Genomic DNA, 18,160 nt, shown 5'->3' on the forward strand with positions numbered 1-18,160 from the left:
GCGGAACTGCCAGAGCGGAAAAGCAACATGTCTGAACAGGGGAGGGACCGAAGGACATGAGTGACAGAACATCTTCAAATGCCTATTGGCAGGCGAATCTCAGGATCATCTATATCTGCATCGCCATCTGGGCGCTTGTGTCCTATGGCTTTGCGATCCTGCTTCGCCCGCTGCTGGCGGGCATTCCGATCGGCGGCACCGATCTGGGCTTCTGGTTCGCGCAGCAAGGCTCGATCCTGACCTTCATCGTGCTGATCTTCTTCTACGCATGGCGGATGAACCGCCTCGATGCCGAATACGGCGTGGACGAATGAGGCCCGGACAATGACCCAATTCACGCTTAACCTCATCGTCATCGGCCTCAGTTTCGCGCTCTATATCGGGATCGCGATCTGGGCCCGCGCCGGATCGACGGCCGAGTTCTACGCCGCCAACCGCGGCGTTGGCCCGGTCACAAACGGCATGGCCACCGCGGCCGACTGGATGTCGGCGGCTTCCTTCATCTCGATGGCGGGTCTGATCGCCTTTACAGGCTATGACAACTCGACCTATCTGATGGGCTGGACGGGCGGCTACGTGCTTCTGGCGCTGCTGCTGGCGCCTTACCTGCGCAAGTTCGGCAAGTTCACCGTGCCGGAATTCATCGGCGATCGCTTCTACTCGCGCAGTGCCCGTATCATCGGCGTGGTCTGCCTGCTGATCATCTCGATCACCTACGTGATCGGCCAAATGACCGGCGTGGGCGTCACCTTCTCGCGCTATCTCGAAGTGTCGAACTCGACCGGGCTGTGGATCGGCGCGGCGCTGGTGTTCATGTATGCCGTGCTTGGCGGCATGAAGGGTATCACCTACACGCAGGTCGCGCAGTATATCGTGCTGATCACCGCCTATACCATCCCGGCGGTCTTCATTTCGCTGCAGCTCACCGGCAACTTCCTGCCGCAGCTGGGTCTGTTCTCGACCCATGACGCCTCGGGGATGGCCTTCCTGGCCAAGCTCGACGACCTGGTGACCGATCTGGGCTTCCGCAGCTATACCGGGCATCACAACTCGACCCTGGACATGGTGCTGTTCACGCTGGCGCTGATGATCGGCACCGCGGGCCTGCCGCATGTGATCATCCGCTTCTTCACCGTGCCCAAGGTGTCGGATGCGCGCAAATCGGCAGGCTGGGCGCTGGTTTTCATCGCGCTGCTCTATACCGTTGCTCCCGCGGTAGGCTCGATGGCCCGCTTCAACCTGACTGCCACGATGTGGCCGGGCGCCCAGACCGGCGACACGTTCAGCCAGCCCGCCGTGTCGCTGGAGGCGATCGAGACCGCGCCGGAACTGCAATGGATGCGGAACTGGCAGGTCACGGGTCTGCTGGCCTGGGAGGACAAGAACGGCGACGGCCTGATCCAGTATTACAACGACCGGGTCGAGCCCACGGGTGAGCTGGCGCAGGTGATCCAGGATCAGGGCCTGGTCGGCAACGAGCTGACCACCGTGAACAACGACATCATGGTTCTGGCCAACCCGGAAATCGCCAACCTGCCGGGCTGGGTCATCGCCATCGTGGCGGCGGGCGGTCTGGCGGCGGCACTGTCCACCGCGGCGGGCCTGCTGCTGGCGATCTCGGGCGCGGTGTCGCATGACCTGATCAAGGGCACGCTTGCGCCGAACATCAGCGAAAGGACCGAATTGCTGGTGGCGCGGATCTCGATGGCCTTCTCGATCCTGGTCGCGACGCTTCTGGGTCTGAACCCGCCGGGCTTTGCGGCGCAGACGGTGGCACTGGCCTTCGGTCTGGCGGCCAGCTCGATCTTCCCGGTCCTGATGATGGGCATCTTCGTGAAGCGCATCAACAAGCACGGCGCGATCTGGGGCATGATCGCGGGCATGGCAACGACGATCATCTATATCTTCGTTTACAAGGGCTGGTTCTTCATCGCCGGCACCAACATGCTGCCCGACACGCCCGATGCCTGGCTGTTCGGTATCTCGCCGGCCTCGTTCGGCGTGATCGGCGCATTGATCAATTTCATCGTCGCCTTCCTCGTCTCGAACATGACCGAGGAAACCCCGGCCGAGGTGCAGGAACTGGTCGAATCGATCCGTGTCCCGCGCGGCGCAGGCGCGGCGGTGCTGCACTGATCCAGAAAACGCCGCGCCCCTTCCCGGGGCGCGGCATCCCGCATTTCCGTCAGCAGGTGGCCCGGCCGATGTCCGATACCGAAGATTTCATCGCCACGGTTCACCCCTATGACGCCCTGCCGCGGGACGAACTGGCGCGGGTCGCCGGTTCCTTCAGCCGCAGGGATTTTGCCGCCGGCACCGTCATCTACCGGCACGGAGAACCGCTTTCGGGTCTCTACCTGATCCGCCATGGCAAGGTCGCGGTGACGGATCGCAATGGCGACAGCGTTTCGCAACTGGGGCCGCGCAATTCGTTCGGCGAACGCGGGCTCTTGCGCGATGGTGTGGCTGTGACCAGCGCCACGGCCGAGACCGACTGCACCGTGCTGTTGTTGCCGCGCGAGGAATTGCGGCGCCTGATCGCAGAGCATCGGGCGGTGGCGCGGTTCTTCGACCGGGGACGTGGCGCGGTCGATCGCGGTCCCGAGGTGGCGATGCTGAAGGTGGGCGAGCTGATGTCTGCGCGCGCCCTGTCCTGCCCCCCCGAGACGCCCATCATCGAGGCCGCGCGGCTGATGCGTGAGGCTCATGCCTCAAGCCTGGGGATCTGCGAGGAGGGTCGCCTGATCGGGCTGGTCACGATCCGAGACATGTCGAACCGCGTCGTGGCGGAGGGGCGCGACATGCGCCGTCCGGTGCGCGAGGTGATGACCGAGCGCCCGGTGACGCTGGCGCCGACCGCACTTGGCTATGACGTTCTGAACATCATGCTCGAACGCCGCATCAGCCACCTGCCGGTGGTCGAGGATGGCCGCTTCCTGGGCATGATCAGCCAGACCGACCTGACGCGGGTTCAGGCCATTTCGGCCTCGGGCCTGATCCGCGAGGTCGCAGGCGCCGAAGGCGTCAGTCAGATGGCCCGCGTGACAGCCCGCATCCCCGAATTGCTGCTGCAACTGGTCAACGCCCGCCAGCGCCACGAGATCATCACGCGGATGATCACCGACATCGCCGACGCCGTGACGCGCCGCCTGATCGCGCTGGCCGAGGCGCGGCTGGGGCCTGCGCCGGCGGCCTGGTGCTGGGCCGCCTGCGGCAGTCAGGGGCGGCAGGAACAGACTGGCATCAGCGATCAGGACAATTGCCTGATCCTTGCGCCCGGCACCGATCCGGCCCATCCCTGGTTTCGCGACATGGCCCGGCTGGTCAGCGAGGGGCTGGATGCCTGCGGCTACATGTTCTGCCCCGGCGACATGATGGCGACCAATCCGCGCTGGTGTCAGCCGCTGGATGTCTGGCAGGGCTATTTCCGCGACTGGATCGCCCATCCCTCGCCCGAGGCGCAGATGCTGTCCTCGGTCATGTTCGACCTGCGCGCCATTGCGGGCGAAGCGACGCTGCTGTCGGAATTGCAGGCCGGAACGCTGGACATGGCCGCGCGCAATTCGATCTTTGTCGCGCATATGGTGTCGAACGCGCTCAAGCACCGGCCGCCGCTTGGACTGATCGGGGGCTTTGCGACCATCCGCTCGGGCGAGCATCGCCACCATATCGACATGAAGCATAACGGCGTCGTGCCGGTCGCCGATCTGGCGCGGGTCTATGCGCTGCAAGGCCGGATCGGCGCCGTGAACACCCGCGCCCGGCTGGAGGATGCCGAGACGCGCGGCATCGTGTCGGCCTCGGGGGGGCGGGATCTTGTCGCGGCCTATGACATGATCCAGACCCTCAGGCTTGAAAATCAGGCGCAATTGATCAAGGCCGGGCGCAAGCCCGACAATTATCTGTCGCCTGCGGATCTTCCGGACTTTCAGCGCAGCCATCTGCGCGATGCCTTCGTGGTGGTCCGGTCGATGCAATCGGCGGTGGGCCACGGAAAGGGAATGCTGGGATGACCGGGATCGGGGCTGATATTCTGGGCGTGATCGCCGTGGGTATCGGGATGGCGGCGGTGCTTTATGCGGGGCTGCACGCCGCCCGCAAGGCCGGGCTGAGGCCCGCGCCCTGGCTGATGCCCGCGGGCATCGGCGCGGCGATGGTGTTCTATTCGGTCTGGACCGATTACGCCTGGCTGCCGCGCGCGCTGGACCGCCTGCCCCCGGGCACGCAGGTGCTGGTGGTGGGCAAGGTCACCCAGATCTGGGCGCCCTGGACCTATCTGGTGCCCGTCGGCGTGCGCTTCGCGGCGCTGGACCCCTCGGCCGTGACCGAGGGCGAGGACGGTCGGCGCCGCGCCCAGATCATGTTGTTCGAGCGGCGCGGCCAGACCGTGGTCGTGCCACAGGAATTCGATTGCGCGGCCGGTCTGATCCGGCCCGCGCGCGGTGACTGGGCGCCCGCGCCCGGCGACGATCCGGCATTTGCCGCGGTCTGCGGCGGTCAGGGGGGGTGATGGCCGAGATTCTGGTGATCGAGGACGAGGACAACATCGCCGTGGCGCTGGACTTCCTGCTGACGCGGGACGGTCACAGCCATGCGCGGATGGCGACCGGGGCGGGGGCGGTGGCGCGTATTCGCGAGATGCATCCCGATCTGGTCCTTCTGGACGTGATGCTGCCCGATGTGTCAGGCTATCAGATCGTGCAGGACGTGCGCGCCGATCCGGCTCTGGCCGATGTCCGGGTGCTGATGATGACAGCGCGCGGCTCGGTGGTGGAACGGCGCAAGGGCCTGGCCCTTGGCGCGGATGGGTTCATCGCCAAACCTTTCGAACTGGCCGAGCTGCGCTCGGAAATGGCGCGGCTGCTCGACAAGCCATGCTAGGCGCGCTGTCGCTGCGGCTGCGGGTTCTGCTGATGTTTGCGGGGCTTGCAGCGGGGGCCATGGCGCTGCTGATGGCGGCGCTGGGGCTGGCCCATGCCCGGCTGGCGGCACAGGGCGTGGAGCCGGCGCAGATGCTGGACGGGCTGATCCTGGCGGGGCTGGTCGCGGGCTTCGGGATGCTGGGGGGCATCACCGGGCTGTGGTATCTGTTCGACCGCCACATGGCCCGCCCGATCGAGACGCTGGCGGGAAGCCTGCGAACCGGGCAGGCGCCCGATCTGACCGAGACGCGCCATCTCGCCGATCTGGGCCCCGCCGCGCGCGAGGCGGCGCAGGCGCGGGCGGCCTCGGCCAAGGCTCTGGCCGAGGCGATCCAGGACCATGCCGCCGATCTGGCGCGCGAAAAGGCCGCGCTGGAATCCATCCTTGCCGATTTCGGCGCGGGCGCGGTCATCACCGACCGTCAGGGGCGGGTGCTGTTCTACAACGCCTCGGCCGCGCGGTTGCTGCCGGGGCTGGCGCTGGACAGGCCGCTGGACCGCCATTTGCGCCGCGGCGCGCTGGATGCCGCCGAGGCACGGCTGGACGCGGGGGCGGCCGCGACCGATCTGATCTGCCTGACGGCCGAGGGCGCACGCCTCTCGGGCCGGATGCGGCGGGTCGATGACGGCACGCTGCTGATCCTGCGCGACCGGCCCGCAGAACGCCCCGCCCCGCGCGGCACGCTGGAAATGCTGCGCCGTCATGCCGCAACGCTGGTCCCGATGCTGGACGCGCTGGACGGGCCGATCCCGCCTGACCTGGCGCGCGCGATCCGCGACGAGGGGCAGGGGCTGGCGCTGGCGACCCGCCAGCTGTCCGAGATCCTTGCGGGCGATGCGCCGGGCGGCGTTGCGGGGCTGGATGAACTGGGCGCGGGTATTGCCTTGATGCCCGATCTGCCGCGCCTGCGCTTTCAGGCCGAGGCGGGGCCGGTCAACGCGCTTCTGCGCGACCTCGACGCGCGGCTGCGGGCGATGGGCCTGACGCCCAGTCTGGGGGTGCAACCCGCCGAGGCGGGAGAGGCGGGGCTGATCCTCGAATGGCAGGGCGCGCCTCTTGGCATGGACATGCTGGAAGGCTGGCTGGCCGAAGCGCCCGATCCGGGTCAGCCCGACCTGTCGGGGGCCGAGATCCTGGCCAGCCACGGCACCGGCATCTGGCCCGAAGGCGGGCAGGGGCTGGCGCGTCTGGTCCTGCCGTTGCGGCTGGCGGACTTGCGCGACGAAGATTCGGGCGTGACCTACGATTTCGCGCTGGCAACGCGGGGCGTGGCCTCGAGCCGGCTGTCCGACCTGACCTGCGTGGTCTTCGACACCGAGACCACCGGGCTGACCGACAATGACCGTATCGTGCAGATCGCGGGCCTCAGGATCGCGCGCGGGCGCCTGACCGGGGAACGCTTCGAGACGCTGGTTCATCCGGGCCGCCCGATTCCCCCGGCCTCGACCGCGATCCACGGCATCACCGATGCGATGGTGGCCGATGCGCCCGACATGAGCACCGCGCTGACCGCATTCCACCACTTCGCCGAGGGCGCGGTGCTGATCGCGCATAACGCGCCCTTCGACATGGGCTTCCTGCGCCGGGCCGCGCCCGAGACGGGGGCGCATTTCGACAACCGCGTGCTGGATACGGTGCTGCTGTCGGCGATGGTCTGGGGGCAATCGGCGACCCATTCGCTGGATGCGCTGACCGAAAGGCTGGGCATCACCATCCCGCCCGAGGATCGCCACACCGCGATGGGCGACGCGATCGCCACGGCCGAGGCTTTCCTGCGCCTGATCCCGGCGCTGGAGGCCAAGGGGATCGAACGCTTCGAGCAGGCTGTGGCCGAAGGCCGACGCTATCGCCGTCTGATTGGCGATGCCAACAGCCCGGCCACGCTGGAGGCGGCGGGCCGGGATCAGGCCGACTGCCGTTCGACCTCCTGACGCATGGCGCGAAACTTGTCCCAAGCCTCGTTCAGGCGGCGGGTGCGGGCCTCGGCCAGCCGGATCGCCTCGGGCGGCAGGCCGCGCGCGATGGCGCGGTCGGGATGAGCCTCGCGGATGAGCTGGCGCCAACGCTTGCGCGCCTCGGGCAGGGGCGTGTCGATGGCGATGCCCAGGATCTCGCAGGGGGGGCAACCGGCCTGAGGGTCGTGACGGGCGCGGATCTCGGCCAGGCGCTGTGCGGGGATGCCGAAGATGCGCGCGACCTCGTCGAGGAAGGCGATCTCGGCCTGATGCAGCGCGCCATCTGCAACGGCAATGATGAAGAGGCCCTCGATCACGTCCTCCAGCACCGGATCGCCGGGCGAGAACATCCGCGCGATCTTGCGGGCCCAGGCATCAAAGCCCGCCACATCCTGCCGCGCCAGATCGAAAACGCGCGCGGCGTTCTTTTCCTCGGCGCGCGGGATGATGAAGACGCGCCGGAAGGCCGCCACCTCGGACCGCGCGACGGTGCCGTCGGCCTTGGCCAGCTTCGCGCCAAGCGCGATCACCGCGATGGTGAACGCGACCGAGCGTTCGCGCGGCGTCGCGGGGCGGCTTGTCCACAGAAACGCGACCACGCGATCCGCAATCCGCTGCCAGAAGCTGCGGGGCGCGGGAAGGGCGGGGCAGGGACCGTCACAGGTCAGGGGGTTGTCGCAACATTCCATATCGCCATGTTAGCGCCCCTTGCCGCGCTGCGATAGAGGCGCGATGTCACCGTGCCTGCCCCTGCGTCAGGCCGCCGCGACCAGATCCTTGCCCATCAGCACAAGGTCATGGAACTGCCCGAATTTCCAGCCCGCCGCCGGGATGCGGCCCCATTCGCGGTAGCCCGCAGCCGCGTGAAAGGCCAGCGAGCCGGTATTCGAGCCGGTAATGCCCCCGATCATCAGCCGATGACCGGCGGCGCGGGCGTGATCCTCGATGGCGGCCAGCAGAATGCGGCCAAGCCCCTTGCCGCGCGCCTCGGGGGCCAGATGGATCGTGTGCTCCATGCTGTGGGCATAGCCCGCGCCGCCCCGGAACTGGCCATAGGTGGCGAAACCGATGACCCGCCCCGCATCCTCGGCCAGAAGAAAGGCGAGGCCGGTGCTGGCGCGATCGGCGATGATCGCGGCAATCTCGGCCTCGCTGCGTTCGGTCGGCCAGAAGGTGATTGCGGTGTCGCGGATGATCGGGTTCCAGATCGCGCCGACCGCGCCTGCATCATCGGGACGGGCGGCGCGCAGCATCATCCGCGATGCGCGCCTTCGGCCAGCGCCGCGACGAAGTCCAGGATCTCAGGCACGGGCCGTCCCTCGCCGATCAGCTTGACGATGGCGCTGCCCACGACGCAGCCATCCGCGACCGAGGCGATGGCCTGCGCCGCGTCCGGCGTCGAGATGCCGAAGCCCACGACCACGGGCAGCCCGGCCGCGGCGCGAATGCGGGCGACTTCGGGGGCGACCTCGGCGGCGTTCGCAGCCGGCCCGCCGGTGATGCCCGTGACGCTGACATAATAGACAAAGCCCGACGTGTTGCGCACCACGGCGGGCAGCCGGCGGTCATCGGTCGTGGGTGTCGCCAGCCGGATGAAGTTCAGCCCCGCGCGGGCGGCGGGCAGGCACAGTTCGTCATCCTCTTCGGGGGGCAGGTCCACGACGATGAGGCCGTCGATCCCGGCCTCGACCGCCTCGGCCAGAAAGCCCTCGACCCCGCCGGGGCGGGCATAGATCGGGTTGTAATAGCCCATCAGCACGATGGGCGTCGTGTCGTCATCCTTGCGGAAGGCGCGCACCATATCCAGCGTGCGCGAGACGCTGCCGCCCGCCGCCAGCGCCCGCTGACCCGCCGCCTGGATCGTGGGACCATCGGCCATCGGATCGGTGAAGGGCATACCCAGTTCAATGACATCGACACCGGCGCCGGGCAGGCCGCGCATGATCCGAAGCGCCGTGTCCTGATCGGGGTCGGTCGCCATCATGTAGGCGACGAACGCTTTTTTTCCCTGCGCTTTCAGAGTCTCGAAACGCGTGTCGATTCTGGTCATCACCGCCCTCGTCTGGCCTTTTGCGCCAGCACTAGCCGCCTTGGCCGCGCAGCGCAATGCGCGCAGGCTGGACTTGGCCGCGCGAGGCGCGTAACAGACGCGCTGATTTCAGGCTTTGGAAAAGGGGCGCGCAGATGGGCTTTCGCATGGGGATCGTCGGGCTGCCGAATGTCGGCAAGTCCACGCTGTTCAACGCGCTGACGCGCACCGCCGCAGCCCAGGCCGCGAATTTCCCCTTTTGCACGATCGAGCCGAATGTGGGCGAGGTCGCCGTGCCCGATCCGCGTCTGGACCGTCTGGCCGCCATCGCGGGCAGCAAGCAGATCATCCCGACCCGCATCACCTTTGTCGATATCGCGGGCCTGGTGAAGGGCGCCAGCAAGGGCGAGGGCCTGGGCAACCAGTTTCTGGCCAATATCCGCGAGGTTGACGCCATCGCCCATGTGCTGCGCTGCTTCGAGGATGGCGACATCACCCATGTCGAGGGCCGCGTCGATGCGCTGGCCGATGCCGAAGTGATCGAGACCGAGCTGATGATCGCCGACATGGAATCGATCGAGCGGCGCCTGGCCAATCTGGCGCGCAAGCTGAAGGGCGGCGACAAGGATGCCGCCCAGCAGGAGGCGCTGTTGAAACGCGCGCTGGCCGCGCTGGAGGATGGCCGCCCGGCCCGCACCGTCGAGGTGGCCGAGGATGACCGCAAGGCCTGGAACATGCTGCAATTGCTGACGGCCAAGCCGGTGCTCTATGTCTGCAATGTCGCCGAATCCGATGCGGCGCAGGGCAACGCCATGTCCGAGAGGGTCCGCGAGATGGCCGAGGCACAGGGTGCGGGCCATGTCGTCATCTCGGCCCGGATCGAGGAAGAGATCAGCCAGCTTGACGCCGATGAAGCGCAGATGTTCCTGTCCGAGATGGGGCTAAAGGAGCCAGGGCTGGACCGGCTGATCCGAGCAGGCTACAGCCTTCTGGGCCTTCAGACCTATTTCACCGTTGGCCCCAAGGAGGCACGCGCCTGGACGATCAGACGCGGCACGCTGGCCCCTCAGGCCGCCGGCGTGATCCACGGCGATTTCGAACGCGGCTTCATTCGGGCCGAGACCATTGCCTATGACGATTACATCGCCGGCCATGGCGAGGCCGGCGCCCGCGAGGCCGGCAAGCTGCGCGTCGAGGGCAAGAATTACGAGGTGAAGGACGGCGACATCCTGCACTTCCTCTTCAACGCCTGATTGCACGACCCGCCAGCCGTGAATCGGTGGAGGACGCCGCTGCCTGTCCCGCCCGGTCCTTGCCCAAAGACCGGTCTTGCGGCGCTGTCATTAACCTTCCACGATTCCGTCATCCGGGGTTATGCGACGAGAATGGAAAAGGCCGCAGCCAACATCGCTGCGGCCTCTTTTGCAGTTATCCTGCACGGTCTCCCTGCCGGACTGGCCGGTCATCATTGATCTCAACGCTAATCGCGCCGCGCTCTCGCGTCAACATCCGATGACGCCGTTTCGCGGTTGCGACGCAAGGCAAGGAGCGTCTGGCCCGCTGATTGGAAAAAGGCCGCGCCCGAAGGCGCGGCAGTCCAACAGGGAGGAAGGTTCGAGGCAAGCACGCAACCCCGAACGGCTCAACCATGACATGAACAGGTTAAGGCTGTCTTATCATGGCGCGCGTTGCGTAAGGGCTTGCAGAAAATTGCCGCTGAATGGGGTCGTGATGCGATCCGTGCTGATCCTGAGGCGGGGCTGATTCCTGGCGGAGACTGCGGCCAGGATCGCTGCCCGGGATGCTGCTGAGCAAAGCCAACCGCCGGGGTCTTGTGCGGGCGCGGCCGGCACCGGCGAGGCGATGACGTTGCGGAGACCGGCAGAAAGCCTGTCCCTGACCGGCGCGCCGGTCTTTCTGGCCGACATGAAGGGCAATCCGGCCCGGAAGATCGGCATGGCACTGCGTTATCAATCCGTGCCGGCCGTCTTCCGATCAGACCTGAGGGGCGAAAGCAGCCATCCGGTCCGCAGCATCCCGGTCAAGCTGGAGCCGCCGCTTCTGCCGCGCCTGCCGGGATGGACGGCGGTACGGGCGGGAGTGCTGAACATCGCCTTTCGCCTGGCCGACAAAGGCGGGCTGCCGCTGACGGGTCTGAAGGATCTGCACGCCATGCTGACCTGGCTGGGGCGGAACGCTCTCGACCTGCCGTTGTGGCACGAGAATATCAGCGGGTTCAGCACAGGCGCGTTCCAGCGGGCGCAGGCGCGAGGGTGTAATGGTGCAGCGACAGTATCGCCGAGACCTTCGGCAAGGGCCTTGCCCGCCGCTTGGCATCAAGGGCGGGCGCTGGTGCGCGCCATCTTGCGCTCGTTGAGGCGGGTCGCTGAGGGGTCAGGGGCGCGCGGCCAGCAGGGGCGCGGGCGCAGCCTCGATCGCGGCTTTCATCTCGGCCAGAATTGCGATCATCAGCAGCACGTGGCGCTGCAGCGGATAATCCGCCGCAGCCTTGAGGCGCATGTCGTTCAGCACGGCCTCTTCGGCGCGCAGACGCGGCAGACAGGCGCCGGGCCGGGGGCAATTCTCCAGACGCAGAAGTCGCGCCAGATCACGTTCGCGCCGCCAGTGGCGCTGCCCTTCGCGGGCGGCGCGGATCAGCAGGCGCGGGCGACGCAGCGAGGTCTCGGGGCTGCGGGCCGGAAAGGAAATGACATTGTCCGGGCGGTTCAGGGATGCGGTCATGGCGTGATCCTCGCTGATGTAACGGGATCAGCTTCACACAACCAAAACGAGTGTTGCCAAATCCTTGATCGCAGCGCGCGCCCCCGCAAGGTTTCTTTAGGATTTGTTAGGGAATGTTGCTTCTACGTGCAGAAACGCTCCGTTAACCAGAACGGAAAAATGCAACCCAGGGTGGTTACTGCCGGACCGCTCGAGGATGACAAGGGAAGTGACATGACGATAGTGACCGGTGATTTCGCACCTGGCGCCAGCGCGGCGGAGCACCGTGAGGCAAAGCAAGCGGCCCCGGGCTGTTCGTCCGTGCCGGGTGACGAGATGGCGCTGGACGCACAGCTATACCTGCGCCATGTCGAGAATGGCGAAACGATCCGCGCCCTGGCCCGCGAGGCGGGCTGCCACGCCTCGACCATCCTGCGCCGCATCCGCCGGTTCGAGGCGCGGCGCGACGATCCGTTGGTCGATGGCGCGCTGGCCAGGTCGGCCGATGCGTTGTCGTTCGACGACAAACAGGCCCTTCGCATCCTGCGCCGCCTGTCCGAGCCGGGGGCAATCATGGTCTCGGCGGCGGGGATGGACAAGGCCATCGTCACCCGCGACGACATCCGCACCGCCGTCCTGGAACGCGCCTTGGCCGAAGAAATGGCCCTGCGCGGCTGGGTCGTGCAATCGAGGCAGGGCGGCGGGCGGCTCTCGCGCTATGTGCTGGCCCCTGCCGGGCGCGACGCGCTGCGCCGGATGCTGCGCTCGCCGCGCCAGCGCGACGCAGTGCCGGGACCGGGCGCTTTCTGCGATGCAAGCCCCGTCGCGCGGGCGCCGGACGATCGCGCGATGGCTGAAGCAGCCGCGCCCTTCGATCATGCCGATCGCCACCGCATCTGGGAGGACCGCACCATCCGCGACCCCGAGGATGACCGGCGCAGGCGCGTGCGCGTGAATATCGCCGAATCCCCCTTGCTGCTTCTGGCGCGGCGGCGCGACGCCAACGGACAGGCCTTTCTGACACAGGGCATGGTCGCAGCGGGCGAGCGCCTGCGCGAGGATTTCGAATTGGCACAGATGGGGCCGCGCGTTACCCAGAACTGGGACGGCTTCATGACGGCGGGCATCGACATCTCACGGCAGGGCGGCGGCCAGCGCGGCGGTTCGGAGAGCGCGCGCGACCGGGTCGCGCTGGCCTTGCGCGAACTGGGCCCGGGCATGGGCGACATCGTGCTGCGGGTCTGCTGCTTTCTCGAAGGAATCGAGATGACCGAGCGTCGTCTGGGTTGGTCGGCGCGGTCGGGCAAGATCGTGCTTCGCCTTGCGCTGATGCGGCTGGAACGCCATTACGCCGAGACCTATGGCAAGGGGGCCCCCCTGATCGGTTGAGCATGACCGCCGCGTGCGATAAGCTGGCGCAGCGCTAAAATCTCTGCTCCATAAGGTCCGCTTATGAATATCACCCTGCGCCAGCTTCGCTACTTTCTTGCGCTGGCCGAACATGCCAGCTTCACCCGCGCGGCCGAGGCGATCAACGTCACCCAGCCCGCCCTGTCGATGCAGATCCGCCAGCTTGAGGAATGCGTCGGCATGGCGCTGGTCGAACGTATGCCCGGTGGCGTGGTGCTGACACCGCATGGCCGTGCGTTGGAGACACATGCCAGGCGGGTCATGGCCGACATGGCAGGGCTGGAACAGGCCATGCGCCAGCCGGGGCAGGGCGGCCGGCTGATGCTGGGCATGATCCCCACCGTCGCACCTTACCTGCTGCCCGTGGCTCTGCCTCTGCTGCGCGCTCAGAATATCGGGCGCGACCTGCATCTGCGCGAGGCGCAGACCGAACGCCTGCTGGATGAACTGGCGGCGGGGCATTTGGATGCGATCGTCGTGGCAACGCCTCCGCAAGGGGCAGGGGTCGAGGCGGTGGACCTGTTCACCGACCGCTTCCTGCTGGCGGGCAGCCCTGCCCGCATCGCGGATCTGAACGACCGCAACATCGAGCCGCGCGATCTGGACCCCGGCCAGTTGCTGCTGCTGGACGAGGGGCATTGCCTTGGCGATCAGGCTCTGGAGGTCTGTGGCCTGGGGCGCCGGTCCAGCCGGCTGGACCTTGGCGCAGCCTCGCTTGCGACCTTGTGCCGTCTGGCGGCCCAGGGCATGGGCCTGACCTTCCTGCCCGAAATCGCGCGCGCGCAGGAAATGGCCGCCGCCCCCGGACTGACGGCGATCCGCTTTCCCGATCCGCAACCGGCGCGGCAGGTCTTGCTGATGCGTCGCGCCTCGACCCCCGCCGGCGGCTGGTTCGACGAATTGGCGAGGCTGCTGTCCACCGCAGCCCAGGGTTTGCTGACCGATCCGCCCGCCCGTTGATGGCCGCCATCACTGGGTGCACGGACGGGGTTGCGCAATTGCCAAACCAGCACAGAGAGCCTAGATGTGGGACAACCGCGACGGAAAGGATGACCGCCTTGCGCGACCTCAGGATCCCGGATCAGCGCCACCCGGAAAAGGCGCATCGCCCTGATCAGGCGCAGCCGAAAAAGCCCGCCTGGATCCGCGTCAAGGCGCCCACCTCCGAGGGCTACAAGCAGACACGCGACCTGCTGCGCGAGAACCGCCTCTCCACCGTCTGCGAAGAGGCGGGCTGCCCGAATGTCGGCGAATGCTGGAGCCAGGGTCACGCCACCATGATGATCATGGGCGAGATCTGCACCCGGGGCTGCACCTTCTGCAACGTCGCCACCGGCAAGCCCAACGCGTTGGACGTGTTCGAGCCGGGCCGCGTCGCTCATGCGGTGCAGAAGTTGGGTCTGAAACATGTCGTCATCACCAGCGTTGACCGCGACGACCTGCCCGATGGCGGGGCCGAGCATTTTGCCCAGACGATCCGCGCGATCCGTCACCGCTCGCCCGACGCCACGATCGAGGTGCTGACCCCCGATTTTCTGAAATCCGCCCCCGGCGCGCTGGAAACCGTGGTCGAGGCGCGGCCCGACGTCTTCAATCACAATCTGGAAACGGTGCCAGGTCTTTATCCGACCGTGCGCCCCGGCGCGCGCTATTTCCATTCGCTGCGCTTGCTGCAGAGGGTCAAGGAACTGGACCCCGCGATGTTCACGAAGTCCGGCATCATGGTCGGTCTGGGCGAGGATCGGCAGGCCGTCTTGCAGGTCATGGACGACATGCGCGCCGCCGATATCGACTTCATCACCATCGGCCAGTATCTGCAACCGACGCCCAAGCATCACCGCGTTGACCGTTTCGTCACCCCCGAGGAATTCGCAGGCTACGAAAAGGCCGCCTATGGCAAGGGTTTCCTGATGGTTTCGGCCACGCCGCTGACGCGGTCCTCCTATCACGCGGGCGACGATTTCGCGCGGCTGCGGGCGGCACGGCTGGAAAAGCTGGGCCGCGCCTGAGGCGGCGCTGCCCGGCGCCGAGATGCGGGCTTGCAAATTCCCGCGCGGCGATTTAGGCCACGTTCAGGCCAAGGTGCCGGCAGGTCCGGGGGTATGGCGGAATGGTAGACGCAGGGCATTCAAAATGCTCCGCCGCAAGGCATGGGGGTTCGAGTCCCTCTACCCCTACCACCGCCTTGGCATCAAGATTTTGATCTGAAACAAAAAACCTGCTTTCGCTAATGCCCAGACCCACCATTGGACCCACCAGCGCGACGGCGCTTGAACGGGTTTCAGCGGCGGGAGCGGGCTTGCTTGAAGCTGGGACGCGGGCGCCCCATCAGATCGGCGGCGTCCTCGAGGACATTACGCCCCTCGGCGGGGGTAAGCCGCCAATGCCCGGCCATGACGCGCCAGTCGGCCAGGTCGCGCGGGCTCACGCCTGCGGACCATCGCACCATCAGCCAGCCCATGGCAGCGATCCGGAACTTGTCCAGCTGGGCGGCCTTCTCGGGCGTCAGAAAGAAGCGACCGATTCGCGCGTTGAAGGCGTGGGACGCGTCGATGAGGCCGCGCCCATGCTTGACCAGCTCGCCGCGCTGGCGCATTTGCCAAACCCGGCGCGGGCTGACGCCAAGGTATTCGGCCAAGCGCGGCGCGGTGATCACGATTGCGCCCGAATCGGCATAGGCCGTGCCGGGCGCGTCGATGCGTTGCCGGGGCATTATTCCGGCGCGGCAGGGGCGTTCTGGCCCAGGGCGAAGCTCTCCCGGTGGCGAACGGCAATGTCCACGTCCTGAAACGCGCGCAGCACCAGCCCGTCAGAGGCCGCCAGCGTCCAGGTATCGGCGCGCAGGTCGAGGCCCGACCACATGCCAACCAGAAGATCGGTCCAGTTGCCGAAGAAGGCATCGCCGGGCCGGGCCTGGCTCGACTTGATCCTACGATAGCCGTTCACCGTCTCACCCGCCTCGATAAAGACCGGGGCGCCCGGCTCGAGAACGGTCGTTTTCAGGTGACCCGACATGGCGGCGCCGTAGATGTAGCGCAAGGCGCCCTGGTCGGCATTGGCGGCCGCGATCCGGGTTTCAAGCTCGACGATCTCGGCAAAGGTCGGGCGGGCGGCGGTGGCCCAGTTCAGCGCGTTCGCGGCGATGATCTCGCGCAGGCCGGTCGGGGCGTGCGGGCTGGGATGCCCGTTCAGCGCGGCAGCGTTGATTGCCAGGGCGATGCCCGCGACCAGATCATTCCGCACCATCGATTCCACGGCGGGCGTGGATTGCAGCAAAAGGCGGCGGGTGATCGGGACGGATGCGGCCACGGTCTTTGGCGACACGATCACAACGTCGGTCGTGGGGCGCGAGTCCGTGACCGAACCGCCCTCGGGCAGCCATTCGGCAGTTGCGCCGCCCGCAAGGCGCGGGATTGCCATGTTCCCGACCAGACCCGGAAGCATGGTCGCGCCCGCCTGCATGATCGACAGGCGGTTCCGCAGAAGGTCGATGAAGTTCCCGGCCAGCAGATCGGTTGCCACCAGCCCGGCGCCTTGGGTGGTGGTCTGGTGTTCAGCGCGCCGCCGAAGTTGCGCGACAGCAGCACATCAGGGGGAATGAACGCGCCTTGCGGCTCTCGGCCGGTGCGGCGGGCGAAGGCCCGGCTGCATTCCAGCTCCAAGGCGGCGGCCTCGGCGCTCTCGGCGGTCGGGGCGGCAAGGTGCCGGATCAGGGCCATGAATGAGAAGCGGCCCGCCTCACGCTCGGTAAGGCCGATGCTGCCCCCGTCACGAAGCGGCTGATTGCCGTTCGCGTTCATGTGTTCGAGGATACGGGCCTGCATTTCCTCCGGCCCGCCACCAGCGCGCAGGACCTCGGCCGCAAGCGCGTCGTGCTTGTAAACTCGGCCCAGCTCGAGGACGGCGGTAACGCGATCTTCTTCGCCTTGGGTGCTGGCGCCGGTGGGCGCGGTGTTGGTCTTGGGCGGCATGGGTTCTCCTGCTTGTCTGGCGTCCCGACCGACGCCAACCGTCGGGTCTGCGGGAACGGATACGATGGAAATTTCAAACGGCTCCCAGTCGGTCACGCGCACCAGATCGGCGGCGCCCTTGCGTTGCTCGACCTCGATTGCGTGGACCTGGTAGCCGACGGAAACATGCCAGCGGATGCCGTCGGCAATGTCCTGGAACAGTTCGCGCGATGCGGCGCTGTTGCCGAAGCAGATCGTGTCCCTTGGAGTGGGGTAGCTGGCCGATGGCCAGCTACACCACTCCAAGGGACACGATCAGACTTTGAGCAAGTTCTTAGAAGATATATCTGATGGTTCTTTGGTGGTTCCTGATGGTTTGGGTGCAGAATCTGCGGGGGTATCGCGCAAAATCTGCGGGGGTGCAAAATCTGCGGGGGCTAGGCTGATAGCGAACACGTTGACGCCATTTGGCCCGGCGCCCTTTGCCACCTTCACAACGCCTCGACGCTCAAGTGTCTTGAGATGCCCTTGGATCGCCCGTTCGCTGTAACCCGTGCCCTTCGCCAGTCTCGCTATAGATGGAAAGCAGCGGCCAGAATCGTCCGCGTGATCGGCCAAGGCCAGCAGTGTGAAACGCTCTCCCGGCGGCGGGTCCGAGTTGTCGAAAATCTTTCCCATCAGGCGGACACACATGGCATGCCCCCTGTGATCACATTTCCGCTTGTCCTGTGATCACAGGCGCGATATTTTGTCATGGCTCTATGCTTTCTCCATTTCCCCCCGCCGGTCTCTGCCGGGCGGGGGGATTTCCGTTTCTGGGGGCGTCATGCCGCCTTACCCCTTTTCGCAGCGCTATTGGTGGTGAGAAGCTGCCATGGTGCAGGCGATGCGGGCATGGCTGTCATGCTGGCTGTCGTTGATGGCTTGGGAAGCTTGGCCGCCCGCATCGCCGCCTCGGCTCGACCGCTGATTACGCGATGCTCTCGATGGCTTTGCAAGGCGATGCCGGCGAGACGAGGCATGTGTTCCGGGATTGGTAGGGAGATCGGAGGACGAGGGTATGCGTCGGTATCGACGCCGCGAAAGGCACACATTGGGCGGTGGCCGTTGACGCCGAGGGCCGGGTCGTTCTCGACCGCGCGGTCGAGAACGACCAGGACGCGATCGACAGG

Annotated in this window: 18 protein-coding genes, 1 tRNA gene and 1 pseudogene; 13 read left to right on the forward strand and 7 right to left on the reverse strand. The window is 66.9% G+C overall.

The window, feature by feature from the left end:
• The first annotated feature begins 56 nt into the window (after positions 1-56).
• From KY389_RS03375 to KY389_RS03400, 6 genes are all read left to right on the forward strand, one after another.
• On the forward strand, positions 57-314 hold the full coding sequence (locus KY389_RS03375) for a DUF4212 domain-containing protein (RefSeq protein ID WP_219829391.1): 258 nt from the start codon (positions 57-59) through the stop codon (positions 312-314).
• Positions 315-324: 10 nt separating this feature from the next.
• On the forward strand, positions 325-2,136 hold the full coding sequence (locus KY389_RS03380) for a sodium:solute symporter family protein (RefSeq protein ID WP_219829392.1): 1,812 nt from the start codon (positions 325-327) through the stop codon (positions 2,134-2,136).
• A 68-nt stretch (positions 2,137-2,204) separates the two neighbouring features.
• Entirely contained in the window at positions 2,205-4,013 is a 1,809-nt protein-coding gene (locus KY389_RS03385) for a DUF294 nucleotidyltransferase-like domain-containing protein (protein WP_219829393.1), read from the forward strand.
• Complete coding sequence (locus KY389_RS03390) at positions 4,010-4,510, forward strand: hypothetical protein (protein ID WP_219829394.1); 501 nt, start codon at positions 4,010-4,012, stop codon at positions 4,508-4,510. The genes KY389_RS03385 and KY389_RS03390 overlap by 4 nt, the downstream gene beginning before the upstream one ends.
• A complete protein-coding gene (locus KY389_RS03395; RefSeq protein WP_219829395.1) occupies positions 4,510-4,881 on the forward strand; it encodes a response regulator transcription factor in 372 nt (123 codons plus the stop codon). Before KY389_RS03390 ends, KY389_RS03395 begins: the two co-directional genes overlap by 1 nt.
• A complete protein-coding gene (locus tag KY389_RS03400) occupies positions 4,875-6,854 on the forward strand; it encodes a 3'-5' exonuclease (RefSeq protein ID WP_246587913.1) in 1,980 nt (659 codons plus the stop codon). The genes KY389_RS03395 and KY389_RS03400 overlap by 7 nt, the downstream gene beginning before the upstream one ends.
• On the opposite strand, the gene KY389_RS03405 is transcribed toward KY389_RS03400, so the two are convergent.
• The 3 genes from KY389_RS03405 to trpA form a co-directional block, all read right to left on the reverse strand.
• A complete protein-coding gene (locus KY389_RS03405; protein WP_219829415.1) occupies positions 6,827-7,567 on the reverse strand; it encodes a TerB family tellurite resistance protein in 741 nt (246 codons plus the stop codon). The genes KY389_RS03400 and KY389_RS03405 overlap by 28 nt on opposite strands.
• 66 nt (positions 7,568-7,633) lie before the next feature.
• Positions 7,634-8,134: a GNAT family N-acetyltransferase gene (locus tag KY389_RS03410; protein WP_219829396.1), complete on the reverse strand. Its 501-nt coding sequence runs from the start codon at positions 8,132-8,134 to the stop codon at positions 7,634-7,636.
• Positions 8,131-8,928: a tryptophan synthase subunit alpha gene (gene trpA, locus KY389_RS03415; protein ID WP_219829397.1), complete on the reverse strand. Its 798-nt coding sequence runs from the start codon at positions 8,926-8,928 to the stop codon at positions 8,131-8,133. Before trpA ends, KY389_RS03410 begins: the two co-directional genes overlap by 4 nt.
• Before the next feature lie 134 nt (positions 8,929-9,062).
• Between trpA and ychF the strand changes: the two genes are divergently transcribed.
• Both ychF and KY389_RS15795 read left to right on the forward strand, forming a co-directional pair.
• Positions 9,063-10,160, forward strand: a complete 1,098-nt coding sequence (ychF, locus tag KY389_RS03420) for a redox-regulated ATPase YchF (protein WP_219829398.1) — start codon at positions 9,063-9,065, stop codon at positions 10,158-10,160.
• Positions 10,161-10,695: 535 nt separating this feature from the next.
• Positions 10,696-11,160, forward strand: a pseudogene (locus KY389_RS15795) (helicase HerA-like domain-containing protein); the annotation flags it as partial.
• 141 nt (positions 11,161-11,301) lie between these two features.
• On the opposite strand, the gene KY389_RS03430 reads toward KY389_RS15795, so the two are convergent.
• The gene (locus tag KY389_RS03430) at positions 11,302-11,649 is read right to left on the reverse strand and encodes a DUF6477 family protein (RefSeq protein WP_219829416.1); all 348 of its coding nucleotides are present in this window, start codon (positions 11,647-11,649) and stop codon (positions 11,302-11,304) included.
• A 213-nt stretch (positions 11,650-11,862) separates the two neighbouring features.
• Between KY389_RS03430 and KY389_RS03435 the strand changes: the two genes are divergently transcribed.
• The 4 genes from KY389_RS03435 (at position 11,863) to KY389_RS03450 (ending at position 15,218) form a co-directional block, all read left to right on the forward strand.
• Positions 11,863-13,017, forward strand: a complete 1,155-nt coding sequence (locus KY389_RS03435) for a DUF6456 domain-containing protein (RefSeq protein WP_219829417.1) — start codon at positions 11,863-11,865, stop codon at positions 13,015-13,017.
• A 63-nt stretch (positions 13,018-13,080) separates the two neighbouring features.
• Positions 13,081-13,998 (forward strand): hydrogen peroxide-inducible genes activator, encoded by a 918-nt coding sequence (locus KY389_RS03440; protein ID WP_219829399.1) that lies wholly within the window; start codon positions 13,081-13,083, stop codon positions 13,996-13,998.
• Between the two features lie 89 nt (positions 13,999-14,087).
• Positions 14,088-15,047 (forward strand): lipoyl synthase, encoded by a 960-nt coding sequence (lipA, locus tag KY389_RS03445; protein WP_219829400.1) that lies wholly within the window; start codon positions 14,088-14,090, stop codon positions 15,045-15,047.
• Positions 15,048-15,134: 87 nt separating this feature from the next.
• Positions 15,135-15,218, forward strand: a tRNA-Leu gene (locus KY389_RS03450).
• A gap of 101 nt (positions 15,219-15,319) precedes the next feature.
• Here the strand turns inward: KY389_RS03450 and KY389_RS03455 are convergent.
• The 3 genes from KY389_RS03455 to KY389_RS03465 form a co-directional block, all read right to left on the reverse strand.
• Positions 15,320-15,751, reverse strand: a complete 432-nt coding sequence (locus tag KY389_RS03455) for a helix-turn-helix domain-containing protein (RefSeq protein WP_219829401.1) — start codon at positions 15,749-15,751, stop codon at positions 15,320-15,322.
• Positions 15,751-16,560 (reverse strand): phage major capsid protein, encoded by an 810-nt coding sequence (locus KY389_RS03460; protein WP_219829403.1) that lies wholly within the window; start codon positions 16,558-16,560, stop codon positions 15,751-15,753. The genes KY389_RS03455 and KY389_RS03460 overlap by 1 nt, the downstream gene beginning before the upstream one ends.
• A gap of 743 nt (positions 16,561-17,303) precedes the next feature.
• On the reverse strand, positions 17,304-17,666 hold the full coding sequence (locus KY389_RS03465) for a helix-turn-helix domain-containing protein (RefSeq protein ID WP_219829405.1): 363 nt from the start codon (positions 17,664-17,666) through the stop codon (positions 17,304-17,306).
• 422 nt (positions 17,667-18,088) lie between these two features.
• On the opposite strand from KY389_RS03465, the gene KY389_RS15800 reads away from it, so the two are divergent.
• Positions 18,089-18,160, forward strand: a 72-nt coding sequence (locus tag KY389_RS15800; protein WP_425517137.1) for a hypothetical protein, incomplete at its 3' end; no start/stop codon positions are given.

This window comes from Paracoccus bogoriensis, assembly GCF_019431455.1.
Lineage (GTDB): Bacteria > Pseudomonadota > Alphaproteobacteria > Rhodobacterales > Rhodobacteraceae > Paracoccus > Paracoccus bogoriensis.